We start from the raw sequence: 23,221 nt of genomic DNA on the forward strand, positions 1-23,221 counted from the left end.
GTGCCGCGGTCGTCACGGGGCCCCTGGCTCCTGACGAGCGGATCGTCGACATCGTCATCGACCGCTACCGCTCCGCCACGGGGTCAGCCCCAGCCGAGGGCCCGCAGCAGGGCGGCGAGGGCACCCGCGGCGAGGACGACGACGAGGAAGTTGGCGCGCAGCAGGAGCAGCACCACCGCCGCCGCGACCGCGACGAGACGGGCGTCGACGACGAGTGACCCGGCATCCCCGGTCACGGTCTGGACGACGACGAGCGCCGCGAGGAGCGCCACGGGCAGCAGGGTCGTCACCCGCTGGGTGCGCTCCCCGGCCATCAGGCTCTCGGGCACGAGGTACCCCGCGAGCTTGACCGCGAAGGACAACGCGCACGCGAGGAGGACGGCACCCCACAGGCTCATGGGGTCGGGTCCGATCCGGGCAGGGTTCCGTCAGCACCCTCGAGCGGTCCTTCATGGCGTCCCGGGTGACGGAGGCCGACGACCAGGGCCGCGGTGGCGGCGAGGATGACCGGGACCCCGGCGGGCAGCAGGGGGGAGGCGAGCAGCGCGATCGCGATCGCGAGAACCGCGGTCGCGGTCGCGTCGCGGCTCTTCAGGCGCGGCCAGAGCAGGGCGACGAAGGCGGCTGCGGCAGCGGCATCCAGACCGAGCCGGCGCGGGTCTCCGAGGGCGTTGCCGAGCAGGGCGCCGAGCAGGGTCGAGGAGTTCCACAGCACGAACACGGCGATCCCGGTCTGCCAGAAGCCCAGCCGGCCCGCCTGCGGCTCCGGCTGGGCGATGCCGACGGCCGTCGACTCGTCGATGGTCAGCTGGGCCGCGGCCAGGAGCTTGACTCCGGTGACCCGCAACAGCTGCGAGGTCTGCAACCCGTAGAGGCCGTTGCGGATGCCGAGCATGGTCGCGGTTCCGATGGCAGCGGGCGCCGCTGCCAGGCCGCCCGCGGCGACGATGCCGACGAAGGCGAACTGCGAGCCGCCGGTGAACATGACGAGCGAGAGCACCTGGGCCTGCCAGATGTCCAGACCGGCTGCCACCGCCAGGGCTCCGAAGCTGACGCCGTACGTGCCGCTCGCTACACCGACCGACCACGCCTGACGCACGACCTCACGTCGGCGGGCGGGGGAGAGCGGTTCGTCAGCGCTCACGCGGGCTCGGCGTCCAGCAGGCTCGCCGACAACCGGACCTCGCGCAAGGACTGCCCGTCGGGGGAGACGACCCGGTCGCGGTACGCACCATCGGGCGCGAAGCCGGATGCGGCGGCGAACTCGCGGGCGTTCTCGTCGTGGGCGAGTAGCCACAGGCTCACCGTGTCGGCCCCGGCCTCGCGCAGCAGGTCGGCGCCGGCGTTGAGCAGGCGTGACCCGTGCCCCTGACGACGTGCGTCGGGGTGCACGCCGAGGACGGTGACCTCGCCGGTGGCGCCGCCGGCATCCGGGTCCTGCGAGGGTCCGATCGCGCACAGTCCGACGACCTGGTCACCGGCACACGCGACGAGCAGGCGGTGGATGCCGCCGGGCGGCGCCGCGAGGCTCTCGCGCCACGAGCGCGCGAACGCATCAGGCTCGAACTGGGCGACGACCTCGTCCGGAACACGGCCGGAGTACGCCTCGCGGAACACCACTGCCTGCACCAGGCCGACCGCGGGGGCGTCGTTCACCCTGGCGCGTCGGACGCTGGCGTCGGCGAGTGGGCCGGGACCGGCAGCGGACGGGTGGTCGTGGCCGCCATGAGCACGGACGTCGTGGTCGTGGTCGTGGCCGCCGTGGTGGTGCTGGTGTGGTTCGGACATGACGGTCACTTTCCTCGGAAGCTGGGCTCGCGGCGCTCGGTGAAGGCACGGCGTCCCTCGGCGAGGTCGTCACTGGCCCAAGCCCTGGCGAAGGCCGCCTCGTAGCGCCCGACCGCCTCGGGGTCGTGCGGCTCGGCGTCGAAGCCGAGCTTGGAGCCGGCCTGGGTGAGCGGGGCGAGGGCGGCGGCGCGACCGGCGAGGGCCTGGGCGGCGGCCAGCGACCCCTGCTGCGAGGCGAAGCCCAGACGCCAGGCGTCCTCGGCATCCAGGACGGCGCCGGTCAGCACGAGGTGCCGGGCGTTGCCCTCACCCCAGAGCCGGGCCAGTCGGGTGAGGGTCCAGTGGTCGACCATGAGCCCCAGCCGAGCGACCGGCACGGCGAAGCGAGCGCTCGCACCGACGACGCGCACGTCGCAGGCGAGCGCGAGCTGCATCCCGAGACCCATGCACGAGCCGTCGATCGCGGCCACGGTCGTCACGGGCACCGCGGCCAGGTGGGCGAGCACCTGGGCCAGGCGGGTGGTGAACGAGACGTCCTCGAGTTCGGTGAGGTCGGCCCCGGCGCAGAAGTGCCCATCGGCACCGGTGAGCACGATGGCCCGTGCGCCGTCGGCGACGCAGCGGACCACGGCCTGGTGCAGGTCCTCGAGCGTGGCGAGGTCCAGGGCGTTGCGCCGGTGGGTGCGATCGATGGTGATGGTGGCGATCTGTTCACCGCGCTCGAGATGGATGGTCACCGCCCGACCCTACCCAGCCGGGGACTGGCAGACTCGCGGCACCCGGGTGGATGGATCGCCGGGCCGGGTGTGTTGCACCCGCGGCAGACACCACCCACCACGCAACGACACGAGGAGAACACTGATGGCGACGACTCGCACCGCATCGGCCCACTGGGAGGGCTCGCTCATGGAAGGGGCCGGTCAGGTCTCCCTGGAGTCCTCCGAGGTCGGCACCTTCGACGTCAACTGGCCCTCGCGGGCCGAGGCCGCGAACGGCGTCACGAGCCCCGAGGAGCTCATCGCCGCCGCGCACTCGACCTGCTTCTCGATGGCGCTCTCGCACGGGCTCGCCCAGGCCGGTACGCCGCCGACGACGATCGACACCACGGCCGACGTGACCTTCCAGCCCGGCACAGGCATCACCGGAATCGTGCTCAAGGTCGTCGGTGACGTGCCCGGCATCACCGCGGAGCAGTTCCAGACGGCCGCCGAGGCCGCCAAGGCCGGCTGCCCCGTCAGCCAGGCCCTGGCTGCGGTGCCGATCACGCTCGAGGCAACCTTCGCGGGCTGACCCGCTGCACCGGCTGACCGCTCCGTCGAGAGGGGCAACACGCAGGGCTCAGGGCTCGATCCCGCGCGTGTTGCCTCCTCTCGACTCCGGCTCCGGCCGCGCTCCCGCCCTACTGTGGGGTCATGCTGCGTGCGCTCACGACCGTCCCGGTTTCCCGGCCCGGGTGCCGAGGACGTGCTCGTGGCCCCCGACGGGCGCATCCTCGTCTGTGACGCCCACCGTGGCCTGCTGGCACTCGACCCCGCCACTGGCGAGCTCGAGACCCTGCTCACCGAGGTCGACGGTGACCGGCTGCTCTTCACGAACAACGCCGCCGTGATGCCGGACGGCACGATCTGGTTCTCGGACTCCAGCCGGGTCTGGCCGATCGAGGAGTGGAAGAACGACCTCATCGAGCACACGTGCACCGGTCGGCTCCTGCGGCGAACCCCTGACGGCATGGTCACGACGGTGGTGGACCGGTTGTGCTTCGCCAACGGGGTCGCCCTCACCGCCGAGATGGATGCCGTGCTCGTCGCCGAGACGGGGACCCGCACCATCCGCCGGGTCGCTCTGGGCGCGGACGGCTCACCCCGGGCGACGACGACCTGGGCCGAGGACCTGGCCTTCGACGCCACGCGCTGGCACCTGGCGACGGGAGTTCGCGAGCACGACGGCCGGGTGTGGCTCGGCAGCCTCGTCGAGCCCGCGATCGCGTGGTCAGACGCGCTCGTGGACCACCCGTGACCAGCCGTCATGCGCCTCTCGGCTGACCTCGACCCAGTCGGCTCGGGCCCACGAGGGGAACCACGTGTCACCCTCGGGCTCGGCGTCGACCTCGGTGATGACCAGTCGCTGCGCAAAGGGAAGGGCGAGCTCGTAGATCTGGGCTCCGCCGGCGGCGAACACCTCGTCTGCGGGCCCCGCCAGTGAGAGCGCGTCGGCGAACGAGTGCGCCGTCTCCACCCCGGGGTGCTGCCAGGCCGGGTTGCGGGTGATGACGATGGTGCGGCGGCCGGGAAGGGCACGGCCGATGGAGTCGAACGTCGCACGCCCCATCACCAGGGTGTGGCCGAGCGTCGTCGCCTTGAACTGGGCCAGTTCGCCGGGCAGGTGCCACGGCATCCCCCCGCGGTGCCCGATGACGCCGTTGCGGGCGACGGCGGCGATGATGCTCAGGCGGGTCATCGGTGCTCCTCAGACGGCGATGGGCGCCTTGATCGACGGATGGGCCTGATAGCCCTCGAGCTCGAAGTCCCCGAGGTCGTAGTCGTCGATGCCGCCCCGGCGGGTGATGTGCATCCTCGGGAGGGGGAACGGCTCGCGGCTGAGCTGGAGGCGGGCCTGATCGAGGTGGTTGGAGTACAGGTGGGCGTCGCCCAGGGTGTGGATGAAGTGTCCGGGGCGCAGGTGGGTCTGCTGGGCGACCATCATCGTCAGCAGGGCGTAGGACGCGATGTTGAACGGGACGCCGAGGAAGACGTCGGCCGATCGCTGGTAGAGCTGGCAGTCCAGGTGGGCCGGGCCCCCGTCGGCGGCAGGCCTGACGTAGAACTGGAACATTGTGTGGCACGGAGGCAGTGCCATGTCGTTGACCTCCGCGACGTTCCAGGCCGACACGATGTGGCGGCGTGAGTCGGGGGACGTGCGGATCGACTCGATGACCGCGCTGATCTGGTCGACGGAGCGGCCGTCGGGTGTGGGCCAGGAACGCCACTGGTGGCCGTAGACCGGGCCGAGGTCGCCGTTCTCGTCGGCCCACTCGTCCCAGATCGAGATGCCGCGCTCCTGCAACCAGCGCACGTTGGTGTCGCCGCGCAGGAACCACACGAGCTCACCGATGATCGAGCGCAGGTGCAGGCGCTTGGTCGTGACGACAGGGAAGCCTTCGGCGAGGTCGAAGCGCATCTGGTACCCGAAGACGCTGCGGGTGCCGGTGCCCGTGCGGTCGCTCTTGTCGACCCCGTGGGTCATCACGTGGTCGATGAGGTCGAGGTACTGGCGCACGGGGGTGACGATACTCGGCGCACCCTCGCACCCCCTGCTCGGTTGTCGTGTGGCCCGACGCCTGGCACCGTACCCACATCGCCCTATTGGTCGATTTCGGTCCATCGCCCGTGATGCTCATCAGCCCATGACGGCGTTCCGCGCCGACACCGCACCCTCGTCGACCACTACCCTTGCCGCATGACGAGCTCTCCCTTCGGCCGTGTCCTGACCGCGATGGTCACCCCGATGACGGCGGACGGTGAGGTCGACCCGGCGGCCACCGACGCCCTCGTCGAGCACCTGCTGGCCACTGGTCACGACGGCATCGTCGTCAACGGCACGACCGGTGAGGCATCCACGCTGACCGATGACGAGAGCATCGAGACGATGGCCCGGGTCAAGGCCCGCGCCGGAGACCGGGCGGCGATGGTCGCGGGCGTCGGTTCCAACGACACCCGGCACGCGATCCACATGGCCCGCCGGGCCGCCGACGTCGGTGCCAACGCGCTGCTGCTCGTCAGCCCCTACTACAACAAGCCCACCCAGCCAGGTCTGATCGCCCACTGCCACGCCGTCGCCGACGCCACCGACCTGCCCGTCGTGCTCTATGACATCCCGGGGCGCACCGGCATCCCCTTCACCACCGAGACGCTCGTCGCCCTCGCCGACCACCCGCGCATCGTCGCGGTCAAGGACGCCAAGGGTGACCTCGCGGCATCCACCCACGTCATGGCGGCGACCGACCTGCTCTGGTTCAGCGGCGAGGACGCCCTGACGCTGCCGCTGCTCGCGATCGGCGCGGTCGGCACCGTCTCGGTCGTGGGGCACGTCGCCGGCTCGGAGTACGCCGCCATGATCGCCGCCGTCGACCGTGGCGACATGGTCGAGGCGCGCCGCATCCACGAGGCGCTCGTGCCCATCGTCGATGCCATCATGACGCCCAGTCAGGGGGCGATCATGGCCAAGGCGGCCCTGGTCGAGCTCGGGGTCATCGGGTCGGCGGCCGTTCGACTGCCGCTGGTTCAGAGCCCCGTCGAGCACCTCGAGGCGCTGCGCGCCGCCCTGGCGACGCTTCCCGGCATCCTGGATCGATGAGCCACCCGCACCCCGAACTCGAGGCCCCCGGCCCTCTCGTCGACGGCGGGGTGCGTGTCCTGCCGCTCGGTGGGCTCGGCGAGATCGGTCGCAACATGACCGTGGTCGAGCACCGCGGCCAGGTGCTCGTCATCGACTGCGGGGTGCTCTTCCCCGACGAGCACCACCCCGGCATCGACGTGATCCTGCCCGACTTCGAGTACCTGCGGGACCGACTCGACGACCTCCAGGCGCTTGTGCTCACCCACGGTCACGAGGACCACATCGGGGCGGTTCCGTACCTGTTGCGGCTGCGCCCGGACCTCCCGGTCGTCGGCTCGACGCTGACCCTCGCGCTCGTCGAGGCCAAGCTCAAGGAACACCGAATCACCCCGGTGCTGCGCGTGGTCCGGGAGGGGGAGCGCGCCCAGTTCGGCGAGTTCGACTGCGAGTTCGTCGCCGTCAACCACTCGATCCCCGACGCCCTCGCCGTCGCGGTGCGCACCAGCGGCGGGATGCTGCTGCACACCGGGGACTTCAAGATGGACCAGCTGCCCCTGGACGGTCGGCTGACCGACCTGCGCGCGTTCGCCCGGCTGGGGGAGGAGGGAATCGACCTCTTCCTCACCGACTCCACGAACGCTGAGGTGCCCGGGTTCACCACGCCCGAGCGGGACATCTCCTCGGCGATCGACAAGGTGTTCAGGCACGCCGAACGGCGGATCATCGTCGCGTGCTTCTCCTCGCACGTGCACCGCGTGCAGCAGGTGCTCGACGCCGCCGAGAAGGCCGGACGCAAGGTCGCCATGGTCGGTCGGTCCATGCTGCGCAACATGGCGATCGCGGCCGACCTGGGCTACCTGCGGGTGCCGGACGGCATCCTCGTGGACGTCAAGGCGCTCGCGGACCTGCCCGACGACCAGGTCGTCCTCGTGTGCACCGGCAGCCAGGGGGAGCCGATGGCTGCCCTCTCACGCATGGCCAACCGGGACCACCGCATCGGCGTCGGCCCCGGTGACACCGTGCTGCTGGCCTCCTCACTCATCCCGGGCAATGAGAACGCGGTCTACCGGGTGATCAACGGGCTGATGCGGTTGGGCGCCAACGTCGTGCACAAGGGGAACGCGAACGTGCACGTCTCCGGGCACGCCAGCGCGGGGGAGCTGCTCTACTGCTACAACATCGTGCGGCCGCGCAACGTGATGCCGGTGCACGGGGAGTGGCGTCACCTCACCGCCAACGCCGAGTTGGCGATCGCCACCGGGGTGCCGCGCGATCGCGTCGTCGTCGCGGAGGACGGGGTCGCGGTGGATCTCGTCGACGGGATCGCCTCGATCGCCGGGGCGGTTCCCTGCGGGTACGTCTACGTGGACGGGGCATCGGTCGGCGAGGCCGATGACGCACTGCTGAAGGATCGCCGGATCCTGCGGGACGAGGGGTTCGTCTCGGTGATCGTCGTCATCGACGCGAGCACGGGCGCGGTCGTGGCCGGTCCGGAGATCACGGCGCGGGGGTTCATCGAGGCGCAGACGCGGTTCGACGAGGTCGTGCCGCAGCTCGTCGAGGCGCTGGCCAAGGCCACGGCGGACGGGGTCGTCGACACCTATCAGCTCCAGCAGGTGATCCGGCGGTGCGTCGGGGGCTGGATGGGCCGCACGATCCGGCGCCGGCCGATGATCATCCCCGTCGTCATCGAGTCCTGAACCGCACAGCGTCCGCAGATCGACGAGGAGGGCGCTGCGCGAACGAGAGTGAATGTCGTGGGAGTGCCGCGTGTGACACGTGTGTCTCGTGTGACCGTCGCGTAGCCTGCGACCATGGCGACTCGTACGTCCTCCTCCGCGCGCGGCCGAACATCGGCGTCGCGCCCCGCAACCCGCCGCCCGGCGCCCCGATCCCGCAAGGGAAGCGGAACTGCCCGCTCGGGTGGCCTGCCCCTGCCCCTGCGCGCCGTGCAGGCCACGTGGATGGGGCTGGCGAGCGCCACCGGATCGGTTGCCCGCAAGGTGGGCGCCTCGGGTCGTGATCTCGAGCCCGAACACCGTCGCGACGGCCTCGGCCTCCTGCTCATCGCGCTCGCCGTGGTCGTCGCTGCCCGCGAGTGGTGGGGGATGACCGGCGCCGTGGGCACCGTCGTGCACGCCGTCGTGGCCGGCACGTTCGGCAAGATCGGGTACGCGGTGCCGATCGTGCTGCTGCTGTTCGGCATCCGGATGCTGCGCGCACCCAAGGACGACCCGGCGACCTCGCGGGCCGCCGTTGGCACCACGGCGCTGGCCTTCGCGGCGTGCGGGCTCGCCCACGTCGCGGCGGGCATCCCGACGCCGCCCGAGGGCGCTGACGGCATGCGAGCCGCTGGCGGCATCATCGGCTTCCTCGCCTCCAGCCCGCTGGAAGCAGCCGTCTCCGTGTACGGCACCGTGCCCCTGCTCCTCCTCCTCGGCCTGTTCGGGGTGCTCGTCATCACCGCGACCCCGCTGCACCAGGTGCCCGAGCGCCTTCGGGACACCCTCGACCGGCTCACCGGCCACCACCCGTCCGACCCCGACGAGGTCGCTGCCCCGGCACCACGGCGGCGCCGCAGCCGCGCCGACCTCGAGGCCGACGGCACCCTGCCCGGCGACGAGGCGTTCGAGCAGGCCGCCGTCGTCGACCCGGTCACCGGCAAGCGACTGCGCCCCGGTCAGCGCCGGCCCGCGGCCGCCCCGGCCTCCGCCGTCGGCACGAACGCCCCGGCCGCCGCCACGCCGACCCCGGCAGTCGCCCGCGTCCCCGTGGTCGACAAGGTCCCTCTCGAGGCACCCCCGACCACACCGCTGCCCCAGCGGGTCGAGCAGCTCTCCCTCGCCGGCGACATCACCTACACCCTCCCCGACAGCGCGCTCCTGGAACCCGGGAGCCCGCACAAGGCCCGCAGCGCAGCGAACGACGCCATCGTGGAGGCGCTGACCACGGTTCTCGACCAGTTCGAGATCGATGCCCAGGTCACCGGCTTCAGCCGTGGCCCGACGGTCACCCGCTACGAGGTCGAGCTCGGCCCCGGCATCAAGGTCGAGAGGGTCACCGCCCTCTCCAAGAACATCGCGTATGCCGTCGCCTCGGCCGACGTCCGCATCCTCAGCCCGATCCCCGGCAAGTCCGCGATCGGCATCGAGATCCCGAACACCGACCGCGAGAAGGTCAGCCTCGGCGACGTGCTGCGCAGCCAGGTGGCGCGCACGAGCGAGCACCCGATGGTGATGGGTGTCGGCAAGGACGTCGAGGGCGGCTACGTCATCGCCAACCTCGCGAAGATGCCCCACCTGCTCGTCGCCGGAGCCACCGGCGCGGGCAAGTCGAGCTTCGTCAACTCGATGATCACCTCGATCCTGATGCGCGCCACCCCCGACGAGGTGCGGCTCGTGCTCGTGGACCCCAAGCGGGTCGAGCTGACCGCCTACGAGGGCATCCCGCACCTCATCACCCCGATCATCACCAACCCGAAGAAGGCCGCCGAGGCCCTTCAGTGGGTGGTCCGGGAGATGGACACCCGCTACGACGACCTCGCCGCGTTCGGCTTCAAGCACGTCGACGAGTTCAACAAGGCCGTCAAGGCCGGCAAGGTCACCCCGCTGCCGGGGTCCGAGCGGGTCATCACGACCTACCCGTACCTCCTCGTCGTCGTCGACGAGCTGGCGGACCTGATGATGGTCGCGCCGCGTGACGTCGAGGAATCGATCGTCCGCATCACCCAGCTCGCCCGGGCGGCCGGCATCCACCTCGTCCTGGCGACCCAGCGGCCGAGCGTCGACGTCGTCACCGGCCTGATCAAGGCCAACGTCCCCTCGCGGATGGCTTTTGCGACCTCCAGCGTCACCGACTCGCGCGTCGTGCTCGACCAGCCGGGGGCCGAGAAGCTCATCGGTCAGGGCGACGCGCTCTTCCTGCCCATGGGTGCGAGCAAGCCGATGCGCGTGCAGGGCGCCTGGGTCACCGAGTCGGAGATCCACGACGTCGTCAAGCACGTCACCGACCAGCTCAAGCCGCGATACCGCGACGACGTCACCGTGGCAGCACCCAAGAAGCAGGTCGACGACGACATCGGCGACGACCTCGACCTGCTGCTCCAGGCGACCGAACTCGTCGTGACGACCCAGTTCGGCTCGACCTCGATGCTCCAGCGCAAGCTGCGGGTCGGCTTCGCCAAGGCCGGTCGCCTCATGGACCTGCTCGAGTCACGTGGGGTCGTCGGCCCGTCCGAGGGCTCCAAGGCGCGCGACGTGCTCGTCAAGCCCGACGACCTGCCGACGACGCTCGCGCTGATGCGCGGCGACGACGTGCCCGAGACCTTCGATGCTGCCCCGGCCGCCCTCACTGACACCTCCACCGACGACACCTCCGAGGTGCCCGTGCTCGGGTACGGCGGGGATGCCGTCGCGGCCGAGCTGGACTCCTACGCTGCGGCCCCCGAGTGGAACGACGAGGACGGCGACCAGGATGCGTGGGAGCTCACCGGGCGTCGGTGACTCACCCGCTGACGTGCGCCGCGCGCAGCTGCTCCGCGATCTCGTCGACGAACTCCGGGACCGCTTGTGCCCCGTTGACCGGACCTCCGGCGAGGTTGCCGTCGGTGCCGATGAGGACGGCCCCGGGCGTGGCGCAGCCGAAGGCGCGGCGGGCAACACCGTTCGGGTCGAACCAGGCCAGGCCGCTCAGGTCCGGCCAGGTGCTCGCCAACGCAGCCGGTGCGGTCATGAGCACGGCTCGCACCGTCACGGGTGCGAGCTCCCGGCTCCACTGTGCGACGAAGGGCTTGACGGCCTCGCACGACCCGCACCCCGGGTTGAGGAAGAGGAGCAGGTGCGCAGCCGCCGGCGTCTCGCGGGAGAGCAGCACGAGGGCACCGGCCTCGTCGAGCAGCTGCGCCACGGGCGCGGGGGTCGGCAGGTAGTCGCCGTCGTCGTCGACGGGCAGCTCGCCCGTGAGCACCCCGTCGACGGCGGTGACCGGATCCGCCGTCGGTCGGTACAGCACCAGGCCGGTCACCGCAGCGGCCAGGGCCGCGGTCGCAAGCCACCCCCACAGTGACGGGTCCTCGAGCAGGGCCGCGAGCACGCCGGAGCCGCTGAGCCCCAGGGCCAGCGACAGGGCCGCGCTCGCCACGAGGGCGATGTTGCGCCACACGGTGACGGTGGTGACCCGGGTGTCGCCCAGGGCGCCGAAGCAGCCGCAGTCAACCGCCTCCGGCATGCGCACCGCCCGCACGACGAGCCACAGATAGGCCAGGAACAACCCCAGGGTCAGTGCGGCGACAACCACCAGGGCCGGGCCGGTCGCGAGCACGAGCCACACCCCGAGGGCGATCTCCACCCACGGGAGGGCCCGGCGCAGCAGCGGGTGTCGCAGCCCCGCTGGGACGTCGAGGTCGACGAACGCCGTGTCGACGGCATCCGGGTCGCGCAGCTTGGCGACACCACTGACGAGGAGCACGACGGCACACGTGAGGACGGGGAGCAGGAGAGCGCTCGGCATGGCGGTATTCTCTCGCACCCGGTCCTAGGCTGTGGACATGCCGTTGATGTGGGAGGACCTGCAGGAGGCGCCCTCGCGCACCGACCGATGGAAGGCCACGCTGCGCAAGCAGCCGTCGGCGTTCCTGCTCGCCGTGCAGATCCTCGTCATCCTCCTGCTCCCCGTGCTCGAGTCGTCGTCCTGGGGGGCTGCGGTCATCTCGCTGCTCAGCCTGTCAGCGCTCGTCACCGCCGTGTTCACGGTGCGCAGCACACCGGCCCTGACCTGGCTCTCGGCAACGCTGGCGCTGCCGGCGGCGGTCTTCGAGATCTGGAGCCTGATCGACGACAGCTCGACGGCGGTGGCGTTGGCCCACTCGGCGCTGGCCGTCTTCTACTTCTACACGGCGTACGCGCTCATCTCGTACATGTTCGAGGACTCGTGGGTCACCAAGGACGAGCTGTTCGCCGTCGGAGCCTGCTTCACCGTGCTCGTGTTCGCCTTCGCCTACCTCTTCATGGCCATCCAGGAGATCTACCCGCGGTCGTTCACCTCGTTCGACGGGCCCGGCCAACGGACCCTGCTCGAGCTCATCTACTACTCCGGGGCCAACCTCACCAGCGTCGGCCTGTCCGACGTCGGGCCGATCCGGCCGCACGCACGAGCCATCGGCACCGTCGAGCAGCTCGCCGGCGTCATGTACGTCGCCATGGTCATCTCGCGCCTGGTGGCGCTGACCGTCATGCGCGCGCGCAGCTGAGCAAGCGCCGCCACCGTCGCCGCTCAGCCGTCGAGGTCCTCGATGCGGGCCAGGCAGGGGCCGCGCGCGGTGGAGAGCTCAGCAGCCCGCGCCTCGGTCTCGCGCAGCACCCGGAGGATGTTCTCGCCCGTCAGGGAGGCGAGGTCGGTGTCGCTCCAGCCACGCTCCGCGAGCGCGGCGAGCAGGCGGGGGTACCCGCTGACGTCCTCGAGGCCGGTGGGGAGGTGGTCGACGCCGTCGTAGTCGCCGCCGAGGCCGATGTGCTCGATGCCGGCGACCTCCCGCACGTGCTCGCAGTGCGCGACGACGTCGTCGATGGAGGCCTCGGGACGGGGCGCGTCGGTGGGCTCGCGGTCCCAGTCGCGCAGCGCCTGGCTGACGAAGTACGGCACGAAGGTCACCATGCACACCCCGTCGTTGTCGGCCAGGCGGGCCAGCACGTCGTCGGGCACGTTGCGCGGGTGGTCGCACAGCGCCCGCGCCGAGGAGTGCGAGAAGATCACCGGCGCCTGGGTGGTGTCCAGGGCGGCCCGCATGGTGTCGGCCGACACGTGGGAGAGGTCGACGAGCATGCCGAGCCGGTTCATCTCGAGCACGACCTCGCGGCCGAACGCCGACAGCCCGCCGAGCACGGGGTCGTCGGTGGCGGAGTCCGCCCACGGCACGTTGTCGTTGTGGGTCAGGGTCAGGTAGCGCACCCCGAGGGAGAACAGCATCCGCAGCACCCCCAGGGAGCTGTCGATGCTCTGCCCACCCTCGGCGCCGATGAGCGAGGCGATCTTCCCCCGTGAGATCGCTCGTTCGACGTCGGATGCCGTGCGGGCGGCGATGAGGTGGTCGGGGTAGCGCGCGATCATGGCGTGCACTGCGTCGATCTGCTCGAGCGTCGCCGTCACCGCCGTGCTCCCGGGCAGGTCGGAGGGCACGAACACCGACCAGAACTGGGCGCCCACGCCGCCGGCACGCAACCGGGGGATGTCGGTGTGGGTCGGCTGCCCCGGCAGGGCGATGTCGAGCTTCGCCCAGTCGTAGGCGACCCGTTCCCTCGCCTCCCACGGCAGGTCGTTGTGCCCGTCGATCACGGGGTGGTGCCGGAGCAGGTCGTGAACGCGGGCATCGGTCTCGGAAGCCATGCCCGGACCCTACTGCGACGGTGCCGGAGCGCCCCCGCCGGGAACTACAGTGGCGTCATGCCCTCCACCCCGAGTCGCGGCAGCGTCGCCCTGGTCACCCTCGGGTGCACCCGCAACGAGGTCGACTCCGAGGAGTTGGCCGGTCGGCTCTCGGCGGAGGGCTGGACCCTCGTCGAGGACGCGGCTGATGCCGACGTCGCCCTAGTCAACACCTGCGGCTTCGTCGAGCAGGCCAAGAAGGACTCCATCGACACCCTGTTGGAGGCGGCCGACCTCAAGGAGTCGCGGCGCACCAAGGCGGTCGTCGCGGTGGGCTGCCTGGCCGAGCGCTACGGCCAGACCCTCGCCGACGAGCTGCCCGACGCCGATGCCGTGCTCGGCTTCGACTCCTACCGCGACATGTCGAGCCACCTGACGGCGATCCTGGCCGGCGAGCGACCGGCATCCCACGTCCCCTCCGACCGCCGCAGGCTGCTGCCGCTGTCTCCGGTCGACCGCTCCGCCGCGGCGGATGCCGTGGCGCTGCCCGGTCACGGGGACGGTGAGGCCTTCGTGCGCTCGCGGCTCGGGGGCGGGCCGTGGGCACCGCTGAAGATCGCGAGCGGCTGCGACCGTCGCTGCTCGTTCTGCGCCATCCCGATGTTCCGCGGCTCCTTCGTGTCCCGCCGCCCCACCGACGTCCTCGCCGAGGCACGGTGGCTCGGGGAGCAGGGCGTGAGCGAGCTGTTCCTCGTCAGCGAGAACTCGACGTCCTACGGCAAGGACCTGGGTGACCTCGGCCTGCTCGAGAAGCTGCTTCCTGAGCTGACCGCGGTGCCGGGTGTCGAGCGGGTGCGGGTGTCCTACCTGCAACCGGCCGAGGTGCGCCCGGGGCTGCTCGCGGCGATGGCGGAGACCCCCGGCGTCATGCCGTGGTACGACCTGTCCTTCCAACACTGCTCCGAGACGGTGCTGCGCCGGATGCGCCGGTTCGGGGGCACCGAGCCCTTCCTCGACCTCATCGGGCGAGTGCGCGACCGGCAGCCACTCGCCGGGGTCCGCAGCAACGTCATCGTGGGCTTCCCGGGCGAGACCGAGGCCGACGTCGACGAGCTCGAACGCTTCCTCACGCAGGCTCGCATGGACGTCGTCGGTGTCTTCGGCTACTCCGACGAGGACGGCACCGAGGCCGAGTCGCTCGGCGACAAGCTCCCCGAGCACGTGGTCCTGGAGCGGGTCGAGCGGATCACCGGCCTCGTCGAGGAGCTCACGGCACAGCGCGCGAGCGAGCGGGTGGGGGAACGGGTGATCGTCCTGGTCGAGGACCACGACGAGGACGACGAGGGGGTGGCGATCGGCCGAGCCGAGCACCAGGGGCCGGACGTCGACGGAGTGTGCCTCGTCCGGACCGCCGACGGTGCCGTCCCGGCGGTCGGTGAGTTCGTCGAGGGTGAGGTCGTCGACTCGGTGGGGGTCGACCTCGTCGTGGATGTGCGATGAGCCAGCCGCCGACGGGGGAGCAGCCACTCGGTGAGCAGGCACTGGGGGACAAGCCACTGCGGGCCGTGCGTCCCGGCCCGCTCGCGCAGGGGCGCGCCACCGACCCCTATCGGATCGGCGTCGACCCGGCCAGCCCTGCGGTGCCGACGACCGGCCCGAGCGCGTGGAACATCGCCAACTACCTGACCGTCTTCCGCCTGGCCATCGTCCCGGTCTTCGGCTGGCTTCTCCTCGCCGACGACGGGCGCAGTGCGGGGTACCGCTGGGCTGCGTTCGCGGTCTTCGTCGTCGCCATGGTCACCGATCGCATCGACGGCGACCTCGCGCGCAGCCGGGGCCTGGTGACCAACGTGGGGAAGGTGCTCGACCCCATCGCGGACAAGGCGCTGGTCACGATGGCTCTCATCGGGCTGTCCGCGATCGGCGAGGTGTGGTGGTGGGTCACGATCGTGGTCCTCGTGCGCGAGTGGGGCATCACCGCGGTGCGTTTCTGGGTGATCCGTCACGGCGTGATGGCCGCTGGGCGTGGGGGCAAGGTCAAGACCCTGCTCCAGACGTTCGGCATCGGCTTCTACCTCATGCCACGGTGGGTCCTGCCCTACCCCGACGTCTGGGAGGCACTGGCGGCGATCTCGCTCGGTGCGGCGGTGCTCATCACGGTCATCACTGGCGTCGACTACCTCCACCAGGCGCTGCGCTTGCGTCAGACCAGTGAGCGCGCCGCGACCAAGCGCGCGGCCCGCGCGGCCCGCCGTGAGGGGCGCGGCGCATCGTGAGCGCGGTGCCGGAGCGACCGGATGCCGGGCGGCCGGATGCCGGTGCGCTCGCCGTCGTCGCCCGCTTGCGTGACCTCGGGCTCACCGTCGCGACGGCTGAATCGCTGACCGGTGGTCTGGTCTGTGCCGCGCTGACGAGCGTCCCCGGCGCGTCGGCCGTCGTGCGTGGCGGGGTCGTCGCCTATGCCAGCGAGGTCAAGGCCACCGTGGTGGGCGTCGACGCTGGGGTGTTGGCCCGTGAGGGTGCAGTGTCCGCGGCGGTCGCCGGTGAGCTCGCGACGAGGGTACGGGCCGTCCTGGGTTGCGACATCGGGGTCTCGACGACCGGCGTGGCCGGTCCCGACCCGGCCGACGGACGCCCACCGGGGACGGTGTTCATCGGTGCCTGCGGTCCGTGGGGAATCCTCGTGGAGGAACTGTCGTTGACCGGCAACCGGGACCAGATCCGCGCGGCCACCGTGCGGGAAGTTCTCACCCTGCTGAGCACGGCGCTGAAGAACCTTCGAGACGCTGACGGTCGCGCGGGGTACGGTGGAGCCCGACCGGAACAGCCGGTCGACACGAACGAAAGAGAGGACGCGCCGTGATCCTGTTGCGCCACGAGCTCGGTGAAGTCCTTCGAGAGATCCGTCAGGACCAGGGCCGCACCCTGCGCGACGTCGCGTCGACATCGGCGGTGTCCCTGGGTTACCTCAGCGAGCTCGAGCGGGGTACCAAGGAAGCGTCCTCCGAGTTGCTCGCGGCCGTGTGCGCAGGCCTGGGCCTGAACCTGTCCGAGGTGCTCGAGTTGGTCCGTGACCGGGTCGAGCGGGTCGAGACGTTTTCGACTCCCGTGTCGCTGCCGGTCTCACCGGCAGTGGACCCCGATCAGGTCTCCGCCTCAGCGGCCTGAACGGCCACTTCCTGGTCGACCACCGCCCGAGCCACCACTACCGAGTGGGCGTTGCGGACGACCGTCGTCGGTCGGAGCCAGCCCACCCTGACAGGTGGGGCACGAGAAGAGCGTGCGCTGGCGAGGTGCCAGCCCCGTCATCGCCACCCGCACCGTGTCACCACACCGCCGACAGGGCCGCCCAGACCGGGCGTGCACGTAGGCCTCCTCGCCGGAGCGCTGCACTCCCGTGCTGGCCTGCCACCCGGTGCGCCGCGCGAGGTCCATCAGCCGATGCAGTCGGTCGGTGATCCTCGATGCCACGGTATCGCCGAGGTCCCGTCCGGGCGTCCACGGCAGCACCCGCTCCAGGAAGAGGATCTCGCTGGCCCAGAACGTGCCGACTCCGGCGAGGACTCGCTGGTCGAGCAGAAGGTCACCGACGAAGGCCTCCGATGCCGTGAGTCGCGACGCGACGAGGTCGGGGTCCCAGTCCGCACCGAGCACGTCCGGGCCCAGGTGCCCGACGAGGTCACCTTCGCGGCTGGTGGGGACGAGGTCGAGCATCCCGAGGCGCAGCCCCAGGGCCGACCACTCGTCGGTGAGGACGGCGGCCCGCAGGTCGGAGCGGCGCAGCGCCCGCTGCGTGGCCGCCCCCGGGTGCTCGATGCGCCACTGACCTTCCATCCGCAGGTGCGTGTGCAGGGTGATGCCGCTGTCGAAGCGGTGCAGCAGGTGCTTGCCGCGGGCCACGACCTCGAGGGTGTGGGCGCCGGCGAGGTCGACGTCGGGCACCCGGGGCCAGCGCAGCTCGGCCCGCTGGACGACCCGACCGGCGAGCGCCCGGTGCAGGCGGTCGGCGGTGCGGTGGACGGTGTCACCCTCGGGCACGGGGTGCCCCTTGGGCGTGGGGTGCGTCCAGGGCCGCGAGGGTCGCGAGGGACTCCTGCGCCCAGGTCAGCTGGGCCCGGGCCACGTGCTCGCCGAAGGAGAGGGTGACCTCGCGCAGGGCCTGTTCCCGGGAACGGCCGTGCTCGACCACTGACTCGTCGCGTATCCGGGCGTACTCGTCGAGCGCTGTGCTGGCCCGGTCGCGAGCCTGCTGCAAGAGGTGCTGTGCCTCGCCGTCCGCGAGGTGGGCACCGAAGAACAGGCGAAGGAGGAGCCCGTTGCGCGCCGGGGGAGAGGTGTGTGGCTCGGCCAGGAGAGCCCGCAGCCGATCCTCCCCGGCCGGGGTGATCTGGAAGACCGTCCCGGACGTGCGGCCGCGACCGCTGCGGCGGACCGCACCCGACTGCTCGAGGGCGGCCAGGCACGGGTAGATCTGCCCGTAGCTCTCGTGCCAGAAGTGGCCGAGCACCTCGGTGATGGCTCGACGCACCTCGTAACCCGTCATCGAGCCGGTCGACAGGGCTCCGAGGACGGCAACCTCGGTCTGTGAATGTCTGGCCATGGGCTGATGCTATCTGCTAGAAACATATCTATGAGAGATGTAGACGGGTGGGCGGCGTCGACCGGTGGTCGCGACCGAGGAGCCGCAGGCCTCCTGCTCGCGGGGGTCACGGCCTTCCAGGTGTCGCTGGCCGCCGGGGCACCCTGGGGGCGCCTCGCCTGGGGCGGCGGCCACGAGGGCGTGCTGCCCGCCGACCTCCGGGTGGCGTCGGCGGGCGCCGCGGTGCTGTGGGGCGCGGTGACGGTGGCGGTCGCGACCCAGCGGCCACGCAGTACCCGGGCTCAGACGATGCTCCTACGGGGCGTCTGCGGCGCCAGCGTCATCGGGGCTGCGCTCAACCTCGCCTCGCCGAGCCTCCCCGAGCGTGCCCTCTGGGCGCCGGTGACCGCGGCGGTGGCGGTGCTCACGTGGCGCGCGTCTCGCAGCCTGGTCAGCGGCGCATCCGCAGACCCCGTGGGGTCAGGTGGAAGCCGGCCTGCTCGAGGGCCGGGACGACGGGGTGCTCCGAGCCCAGCAGCTGACCGCCGTCGGCCTTCTCGACGGTGATGCGTCCGAGGCTGCCGCGGCGCACGGCATCCGCCAGTGCACCAGCCGCGGCGACCAGCAGGGCTGGGTCCTCTGATGAGGTGAGCAGGGTCTTGCCACCCCTTTCGACGTAGAGCACGAGCTCACCGTCGACGAGAACGACGACCGACCCGGCCTTGCGCCCGGGCTGGTGACGGCGCCGCTTGTCGGTGCCCTTCCCGCTGTCATCGGCCGGGTCGAGCGCCCGCTCGGGCCAGGGCAGCGCGGCGCCGTAGGGGTTCGCCGGGTCGCTCGCCGCGAGGACGACCGCCGTGGGCGCGGCGTCGGCCCGGTCGCGACCGGTCGCCCCGACCCCGCCCGTTGCGCTGCGCAGCCGGTCCACCGCGCCGGTCGTGCCGAACTGGGAGGCCCCCAGCCCCTCGACGAAGTAGCCGCGTCGCACCCGACCGGCCTCCTCGGCCCTGGCCAGCACCCGGTAGAGCGCGGCGAAGCCACCGGGGACGTCCTCGGCCACGGTCGCACCACGGGTGAGAATGCCGTGTCGGTCGAGCAACAGCTCGGCGTTGGCGTGGGCCCGCAGCGTCGGGTCGAGGTCGACCGGGGGCAGCAGGGACCATCGGCCGGCGACCCGTGCTGGGCCGGATCGGCTGGGCACCGACGCACGGGCGGGCACGGAGCCGAGGCCGCCGAGCGGGCCGCGGCGGCCGGCATACCTCGTGCGCCGCGGGCCCGCGGCCGTGCGCTTGTGGGCCGTGCGCCCCCCGGCGAGCAGGGCCCTCACCGGAGTGAAGGTGTCGCCCGTGACGCGCCCGGCCCACACCAGGCCCCACACGGTGCTCGACAGCGCCTCGTCGTCGGTGGAGCCCACCTGGTCGGACAGGGTGCGGAAGAAGTGGGCACCGCCGCCCGCGAGGGAGTCGAGCACGGCGAGCCCTCGCTCGTCAGGGACGAGGTCGGGGTCCGGCCCGGGCAGGGTGAGGTGGGCCGAGTCGGCCAGGTGCAGCGAGACCCAGCCGTCGTCGCCGGGCAGCGACCCGTGGCCGCACCACAGCACCTCGCCGGTTGCCATCAGCTCGTCGAGCATCCCGGGGGAGTAGTCGCCGACCCGGGACGGGAGCACGAGCGTCTCCACCGCGCTGGCGGGCAGCACCGCCCCGCTCAGCTGCTCGATCACGCGAAGGAGGCCCTCGCGTCCGCGCAGGCGCCCGCCGACCCCCTGCCACCGCAGGAGGAAGCGGGACAGCTCGACCGGGGTGACCGGCTCGACCTCGGCGCGCAGCGCGGCCAGTGAGCGGCGACGCAGCATTCGCAGCACCTCGGCGTCGCAGAACTCCGTGCCGCCTGCGCCCGTGGGCAGCAGCTCGCCCTCGACCACCCGGCCGGTGGAGACCAGACGGGCAAGCGCCGTGGTGGCGACGGCGATGCCCAGGCCGTAGGCGCGAGCCACCTCGACCGCGTGGAAGGGCACGTGGGTGCGTGCGTAGCGGGCCACCAGGTCACCCAGCGGATCGTTCACCGGCTCCAGGAAGGTCTGGGGAACCCCGGGTGGCAGGGACACCCCCAGGGCGTCGCGCAGGCGTGAGGCGTCCTCGATCGCTGACCAGCGGTCCTCCCCGGCAACGCGCACGGGGATCACCTGGCGGGCGCTCGCGAGGTCGGCGAGCCAGGTGGTCACGTCGCCGTGAGTCGTGCCCTCACGACAGCGCAGGAGGATGCCGTCGGTCGGCAGCGGGCCGAGGGAGCGCAGGAGATCGAGCACGTCGTCGGCGTCGCGGGCGGCCCGCTCGGGGGTGAGTCGCTGCAGCTCGGCCTCGGTGCGGGCGATCTGTTCGGCGTCGAGCAGGTCACGCAGCGCAAGACCCTCGCTCGTGCCGAGCAGCTCGGCGAGCAGGCTCGGGTCGAGGGCCAGGGCGGCTGCGCGCCGCTCGGCCAGGGGGGAGTCGCCCTCGTAGAGGAACTGGGCGACGTACCCGAAGAGCAGGGACTTCGCGAAAGGCGACGGGGTCGAGCTCTCGACGTCGACGACGGTGACCCGCCGCGAGGTGATGTCCCGCATGAGGTCGACCAGGCCGGGCACGTCGAACACGTCCTGGACGCACTCGCGCACGGCCTCGAGCACGATCGGAAAGGACGGGTACTGGCTCGCGACCTCAAGGAGCTGGGAGGCTCGCTGCCGCTGCTGCCAGAGCGGTTGCCGACGACCCGGCTGGCGACGGGGCAGCAGCAGCGCACGGGCGGCGCACTCGCGAAAGCGCGCCGCGAACAGGGCAGAGCCGCCGATCTCCTCGGTGACCAGGGCCCGCACGTCATCGGGGTCGAGGGTGACGAGGTCGAGCAGCTCGCGGCCGACACCGCGCTCGCGCACCCCGTCGAGGTCCTCGAACTCGAGGTCGGGCAGGCGCAGGACGATGCCGTCGTCGCCGTGCATCGCCTGCACGTCGACGCCGAAGCGATCACGCATCCGGGCACTGACGGCAAGTGCCCAGGGCGCGTGCACCTGGGCGCCGAAGGGCGAGTGGATCGCCACCCGCCAGTCGCCGAGCTCGTCTCGGAAGCGTTCGACGACGATGGTGCGGTCGTCCGGGACGTGCCCCGTGGCCTCGCGCTGCTCGCGCAGGTAGGTGAGCAGGTTGTCGGCTGCCCAGTCGTCGAGCCCGGCCGCCATGACGCGGGTGCGCGCGGCATCCGAGGTCAACGCCTCGACCTCGCGCACGAAGGCGCCGACCGCGCGGCCGAGTTCGGCTGGGCGGCCGATCGAGTCGCCCTTCCAGAACGGCAGTTTGCCGGGCTGTCCCGGCGCGGGGGTGACCAGCACCCGGTCGTGGGTGATGTCCTCGATGCGCCACGTGCTCGTCCCGAGGGTGAAGAGGTCACCGACCCGCGACTCGTAGACCATCTCCTCGTCGAGCTCACCGACCCGGCGTCCAGGGCCCTCGCCGGTGGCGAGGAAGACGGCGTAGAGGCCACGATCGGGGATCGTGCCGCCGGAGGTGACCGCGAGCCGCTGGGCGCCGCGCCGGCCGGTGAGGGTGTCGGCGAGGCGGTCCCACGTGATCCGGGCGCGAAGCTCGGCGAACTCCTCGCTCGGGTAGCGGCCCGCCAGCATGTCCAGGACCGACTCCAGGACGGGCCGGGTGAGCGTGGCGTACGGGGCGCTGCGACGTGCGAGGGCCAGGACGTCGTCGACGGTCCACTCGTCGAGCGCACACATCGCCACCACCTGCTGGGCGAGGACGTCGAGGGGGGTGTTGGGCACGTGCAGCGCCTCGATCTCACCGGCGAGCATGCGCTCGACGACGACCGCGGTCTGGACCAGGTCGCCGCGGAACTTGGGGAAGAGCACCCCACGGCTCACGGCTCCGACCTGGTGGCCGGCACGGCCGACGCGCTGGAGCCCCGAGGCGACCGACGGCGGCGACTCGACCTGCACGACGAGGTCGACCGCACCCATGTCGATCCCGAGTTCGAGGCTGCTCGTCGCGACCACCGCGGGCAGGTGGCCGGACTTGAGGTCCTCCTCGATGCTCGCGCGCTGCTCCTTGCTGACCGAGCCGTGGTGGGCCCTTGCCAGCACGGCCGGAGCGCCGGCGGAGGCGCCGGCCTGGGCCATCACCTGTGCCGGCGTGCGAGCAGGGCCAGCGGCGTCGGTCGCGCCCGGGTCTGCGGCTGACTCGGTGCGTTCCTGCCAGACCTCGTTGAGTCGGGACGTGAGGCGCTCGGCGAGGCGGCGGCTGTTGGAGAACACCAGGGTCGAGGTGTGGGCGGCCACGAGGTCGACGATGCGTTCCTCGACGTGGGGCCAGATCGACGTGCGCTGCTCGTGCCCCGACGCGGCACCGGTCAGGTCGCCGCTGGGCTGGCCGATCTCGGCGAGGTCGGGGACCGGCACGACGACCTTGAGGTCCCACTGCTTGGTCGAGGGCGGCTGGACGACGTCGACCGGGCGACCGCCGGCGAGGAACCGGGCGACCTCCTCGACGGGGCGAACCGTGGCCGACAACCCGATGCGCTGTGCGGGGCGGGCGAGCAGGGCGTCGAGCCGTTCGAGACTGAGGGCGAGGTGAGCCCCACGCTTGGTGCCCGCGATGGCGTGGACCTCGTCGAGGATGACCGTCTCCACCCCCGCCAAGGCCTCTCGCGCTGCGGAGGTGAGGAGGAGGAAGAGTGACTCGGGGGTGGTGATGAGCACGTCGCTGGGGGCGCGTGCGAAGGCCCGGCGCTCGTCGGCGGGAGTGTCGCCGGAGCGGACCGCCACGGTGATGTCGGGTTCGGGCAACCCCAGGCGGGTCGCCGCGTGGCGGATGCCGACCAGCGGGCTGCGCAGGTTTCGCTCGACGTCGACGGCCAACGCCTTCATGGGCGAGACGTACAGGACCCGGCACCGGCGCAGCCTCTCCTCGGGCACCGGTTCGCTCGCGAGGCGGTCAAGGGCCCACAGGAACGCGGACAGGGTCTTGCCGGAGCCGGTGGGTGCGACGACCAGGGCGTGGCGCTCGCTGCTGATGGCGTCCCACGCGCCCTCCTGGGCGGCGGTCGGCGCGCTGAAGCTTCCCCGGAACCACGCAGCCGTGGCGGGGGAGAAGCGGTCGAGGACGTCATCGGTCATGTCGGACA

At 71.9% G+C, this 23,221-nt stretch carries 22 protein-coding genes; 10 read left to right on the forward strand and 12 right to left on the reverse strand.

Annotated elements, in window-relative coordinates:
- Window positions 1–83 precede the first annotated feature (83 nt).
- The 4 genes from C8E84_RS00460 to C8E84_RS00475 are packed head-to-tail and all read right to left on the reverse strand — an operon-like array spanning window position 84 to window position 2,525.
- Window positions 84–398, reverse strand: a complete 315-nt coding sequence (locus C8E84_RS00460; protein WP_159898510.1) for an AzlD domain-containing protein — start codon at window positions 396–398, stop codon at window positions 84–86.
- Entirely contained in the window at window positions 395–1,144 is a 750-nt protein-coding gene (locus C8E84_RS00465) for an AzlC family ABC transporter permease (RefSeq protein WP_159898511.1), read from the reverse strand. The genes C8E84_RS00460 and C8E84_RS00465 overlap by 4 nt, the downstream gene beginning before the upstream one ends.
- The gene (locus C8E84_RS00470; protein ID WP_159898512.1) at window positions 1,141–1,788 is read right to left on the reverse strand and encodes a GNAT family N-acetyltransferase; all 648 of its coding nucleotides are present in this window, start codon (window positions 1,786–1,788) and stop codon (window positions 1,141–1,143) included. Before C8E84_RS00470 ends, C8E84_RS00465 begins: the two co-directional genes overlap by 4 nt.
- Before the next feature lie 5 nt (window positions 1,789–1,793).
- Window positions 1,794–2,525 carry an enoyl-CoA hydratase-related protein gene (locus tag C8E84_RS00475; RefSeq protein ID WP_159898513.1) on the reverse strand — a complete coding sequence of 244 codons (732 nt, stop codon included), beginning with the start codon at window positions 2,523–2,525 and terminating at the stop codon, window positions 1,794–1,796.
- A 124-nt stretch (window positions 2,526–2,649) separates the two neighbouring features.
- Here C8E84_RS00475 and C8E84_RS00480 point away from each other — a divergent pair, with 124 nt between their 5' ends.
- Together C8E84_RS00480 and C8E84_RS00485 are read left to right on the forward strand one after the other, a co-directional pair.
- The gene (locus tag C8E84_RS00480; RefSeq protein ID WP_159898514.1) at window positions 2,650–3,078 is read left to right on the forward strand and encodes an OsmC family protein; all 429 of its coding nucleotides are present in this window, start codon (window positions 2,650–2,652) and stop codon (window positions 3,076–3,078) included.
- Between the two features lie 129 nt (window positions 3,079–3,207).
- A complete protein-coding gene (locus C8E84_RS00485; protein WP_211675321.1) occupies window positions 3,208–3,804 on the forward strand; it encodes an SMP-30/gluconolactonase/LRE family protein in 597 nt (198 codons plus the stop codon).
- On the opposite strand, the gene C8E84_RS00490 is transcribed toward C8E84_RS00485, so the two are convergent.
- Both C8E84_RS00490 and C8E84_RS00495 read right to left on the reverse strand, forming a co-directional pair.
- The gene (locus C8E84_RS00490) at window positions 3,778–4,245 is read right to left on the reverse strand and encodes a dihydrofolate reductase (protein ID WP_159898516.1); all 468 of its coding nucleotides are present in this window, start codon (window positions 4,243–4,245) and stop codon (window positions 3,778–3,780) included. The genes C8E84_RS00485 and C8E84_RS00490 overlap by 27 nt on opposite strands.
- A gap of 9 nt (window positions 4,246–4,254) precedes the next feature.
- Window positions 4,255–5,064, reverse strand: coding sequence for a thymidylate synthase (locus tag C8E84_RS00495; protein ID WP_159898517.1), 810 nt, complete (start codon window positions 5,062–5,064; stop codon window positions 4,255–4,257).
- 180 nt (window positions 5,065–5,244) lie between these two features.
- Between C8E84_RS00495 and dapA the strand changes: the two genes are divergently transcribed.
- From dapA to C8E84_RS00510, 3 genes are all read left to right on the forward strand, one after another.
- The gene (gene dapA / locus C8E84_RS00500; RefSeq protein WP_159898518.1) at window positions 5,245–6,141 is read left to right on the forward strand and encodes a 4-hydroxy-tetrahydrodipicolinate synthase; all 897 of its coding nucleotides are present in this window, start codon (window positions 5,245–5,247) and stop codon (window positions 6,139–6,141) included.
- Complete coding sequence (locus tag C8E84_RS00505; protein ID WP_159898519.1) at window positions 6,138–7,823, forward strand: ribonuclease J; 1,686 nt, start codon at window positions 6,138–6,140, stop codon at window positions 7,821–7,823. The genes dapA and C8E84_RS00505 overlap by 4 nt, the downstream gene beginning before the upstream one ends.
- Window positions 7,824–7,937: 114 nt before the next feature.
- Window positions 7,938–10,625, forward strand: coding sequence for an FtsK/SpoIIIE family DNA translocase (locus C8E84_RS00510; RefSeq protein WP_159898520.1), 2,688 nt, complete (start codon window positions 7,938–7,940; stop codon window positions 10,623–10,625).
- A gap of 1 nt (window position 10,626) precedes the next feature.
- Here the strand turns inward: C8E84_RS00510 and C8E84_RS00515 are convergent, their stop codons facing one another.
- Entirely contained in the window at window positions 10,627–11,631 is a 1,005-nt protein-coding gene (locus C8E84_RS00515; RefSeq protein ID WP_159898521.1) for a MauE/DoxX family redox-associated membrane protein, read from the reverse strand.
- A 37-nt stretch (window positions 11,632–11,668) separates the two neighbouring features.
- Here C8E84_RS00515 and C8E84_RS00520 point away from each other — a divergent pair, with 37 nt between their 5' ends.
- Window positions 11,669–12,370 (forward strand): ion channel, encoded by a 702-nt coding sequence (locus C8E84_RS00520; protein WP_159898522.1) that lies wholly within the window; start codon window positions 11,669–11,671, stop codon window positions 12,368–12,370.
- 23 nt (window positions 12,371–12,393) lie between these two features.
- Here the strand turns inward: C8E84_RS00520 and C8E84_RS00525 are convergent, their stop codons facing one another.
- Window positions 12,394–13,503 (reverse strand): dipeptidase, encoded by a 1,110-nt coding sequence (locus tag C8E84_RS00525; protein ID WP_159898523.1) that lies wholly within the window; start codon window positions 13,501–13,503, stop codon window positions 12,394–12,396.
- Between the two features lie 57 nt (window positions 13,504–13,560).
- On the opposite strand from C8E84_RS00525, the gene rimO reads away from it, so the two are divergent.
- Genes rimO through C8E84_RS00545 form a run of 4 tightly spaced genes read left to right on the forward strand, consistent with a single transcriptional unit; the run spans window position 13,561 to window position 16,650 of the window.
- Window positions 13,561–14,982 carry a 30S ribosomal protein S12 methylthiotransferase RimO gene (gene rimO, locus C8E84_RS00530; RefSeq protein ID WP_159898524.1) on the forward strand — a complete coding sequence of 474 codons (1,422 nt, stop codon included), beginning with the start codon at window positions 13,561–13,563 and terminating at the stop codon, window positions 14,980–14,982.
- On the forward strand, window positions 14,979–15,758 hold the full coding sequence (gene pgsA / locus C8E84_RS00535) for a CDP-diacylglycerol--glycerol-3-phosphate 3-phosphatidyltransferase (protein WP_159898525.1): 780 nt from the start codon (window positions 14,979–14,981) through the stop codon (window positions 15,756–15,758). Before rimO ends, pgsA begins: the two co-directional genes overlap by 4 nt.
- Complete coding sequence (locus C8E84_RS00540) at window positions 15,755–16,345, forward strand: CinA family protein (RefSeq protein ID WP_246196700.1); 591 nt, start codon at window positions 15,755–15,757, stop codon at window positions 16,343–16,345. The genes pgsA and C8E84_RS00540 overlap by 4 nt, the downstream gene beginning before the upstream one ends.
- Window positions 16,342–16,650: a helix-turn-helix domain-containing protein gene (locus tag C8E84_RS00545; protein ID WP_159898526.1), complete on the forward strand. Its 309-nt coding sequence runs from the start codon at window positions 16,342–16,344 to the stop codon at window positions 16,648–16,650. The genes C8E84_RS00540 and C8E84_RS00545 overlap by 4 nt, the downstream gene beginning before the upstream one ends.
- On the opposite strand, the gene C8E84_RS00550 is transcribed toward C8E84_RS00545, so the two are convergent.
- From C8E84_RS00550 to C8E84_RS00560, 4 genes are all read right to left on the reverse strand, one after another.
- On the reverse strand, window positions 16,639–17,520 hold the full coding sequence (locus tag C8E84_RS00550) for an Fpg/Nei family DNA glycosylase (protein ID WP_159898527.1): 882 nt from the start codon (window positions 17,518–17,520) through the stop codon (window positions 16,639–16,641). The genes C8E84_RS00545 and C8E84_RS00550 overlap by 12 nt on opposite strands.
- Window positions 17,507–18,082: a PadR family transcriptional regulator gene (locus C8E84_RS00555; protein WP_159898528.1), complete on the reverse strand. Its 576-nt coding sequence runs from the start codon at window positions 18,080–18,082 to the stop codon at window positions 17,507–17,509. The genes C8E84_RS00550 and C8E84_RS00555 overlap by 14 nt, the downstream gene beginning before the upstream one ends.
- Window positions 18,083–18,363: 281 nt before the next feature.
- On the reverse strand, window positions 18,364–18,489 hold the full coding sequence (locus C8E84_RS18300; protein WP_281348895.1) for a hypothetical protein: 126 nt from the start codon (window positions 18,487–18,489) through the stop codon (window positions 18,364–18,366).
- A 23-nt stretch (window positions 18,490–18,512) separates the two neighbouring features.
- Window positions 18,513–23,213 (reverse strand): ATP-dependent helicase, encoded by a 4,701-nt coding sequence (locus C8E84_RS00560; RefSeq protein ID WP_159898529.1) that lies wholly within the window; start codon window positions 23,211–23,213, stop codon window positions 18,513–18,515.
- Window positions 23,214–23,221 lie beyond the last annotated feature (8 nt).

This window comes from Ornithinibacter aureus (assembly GCF_009858245.1).
GTDB lineage: Bacteria > Actinomycetota > Actinomycetes > Actinomycetales > Dermatophilaceae > Fodinibacter > Fodinibacter aureus.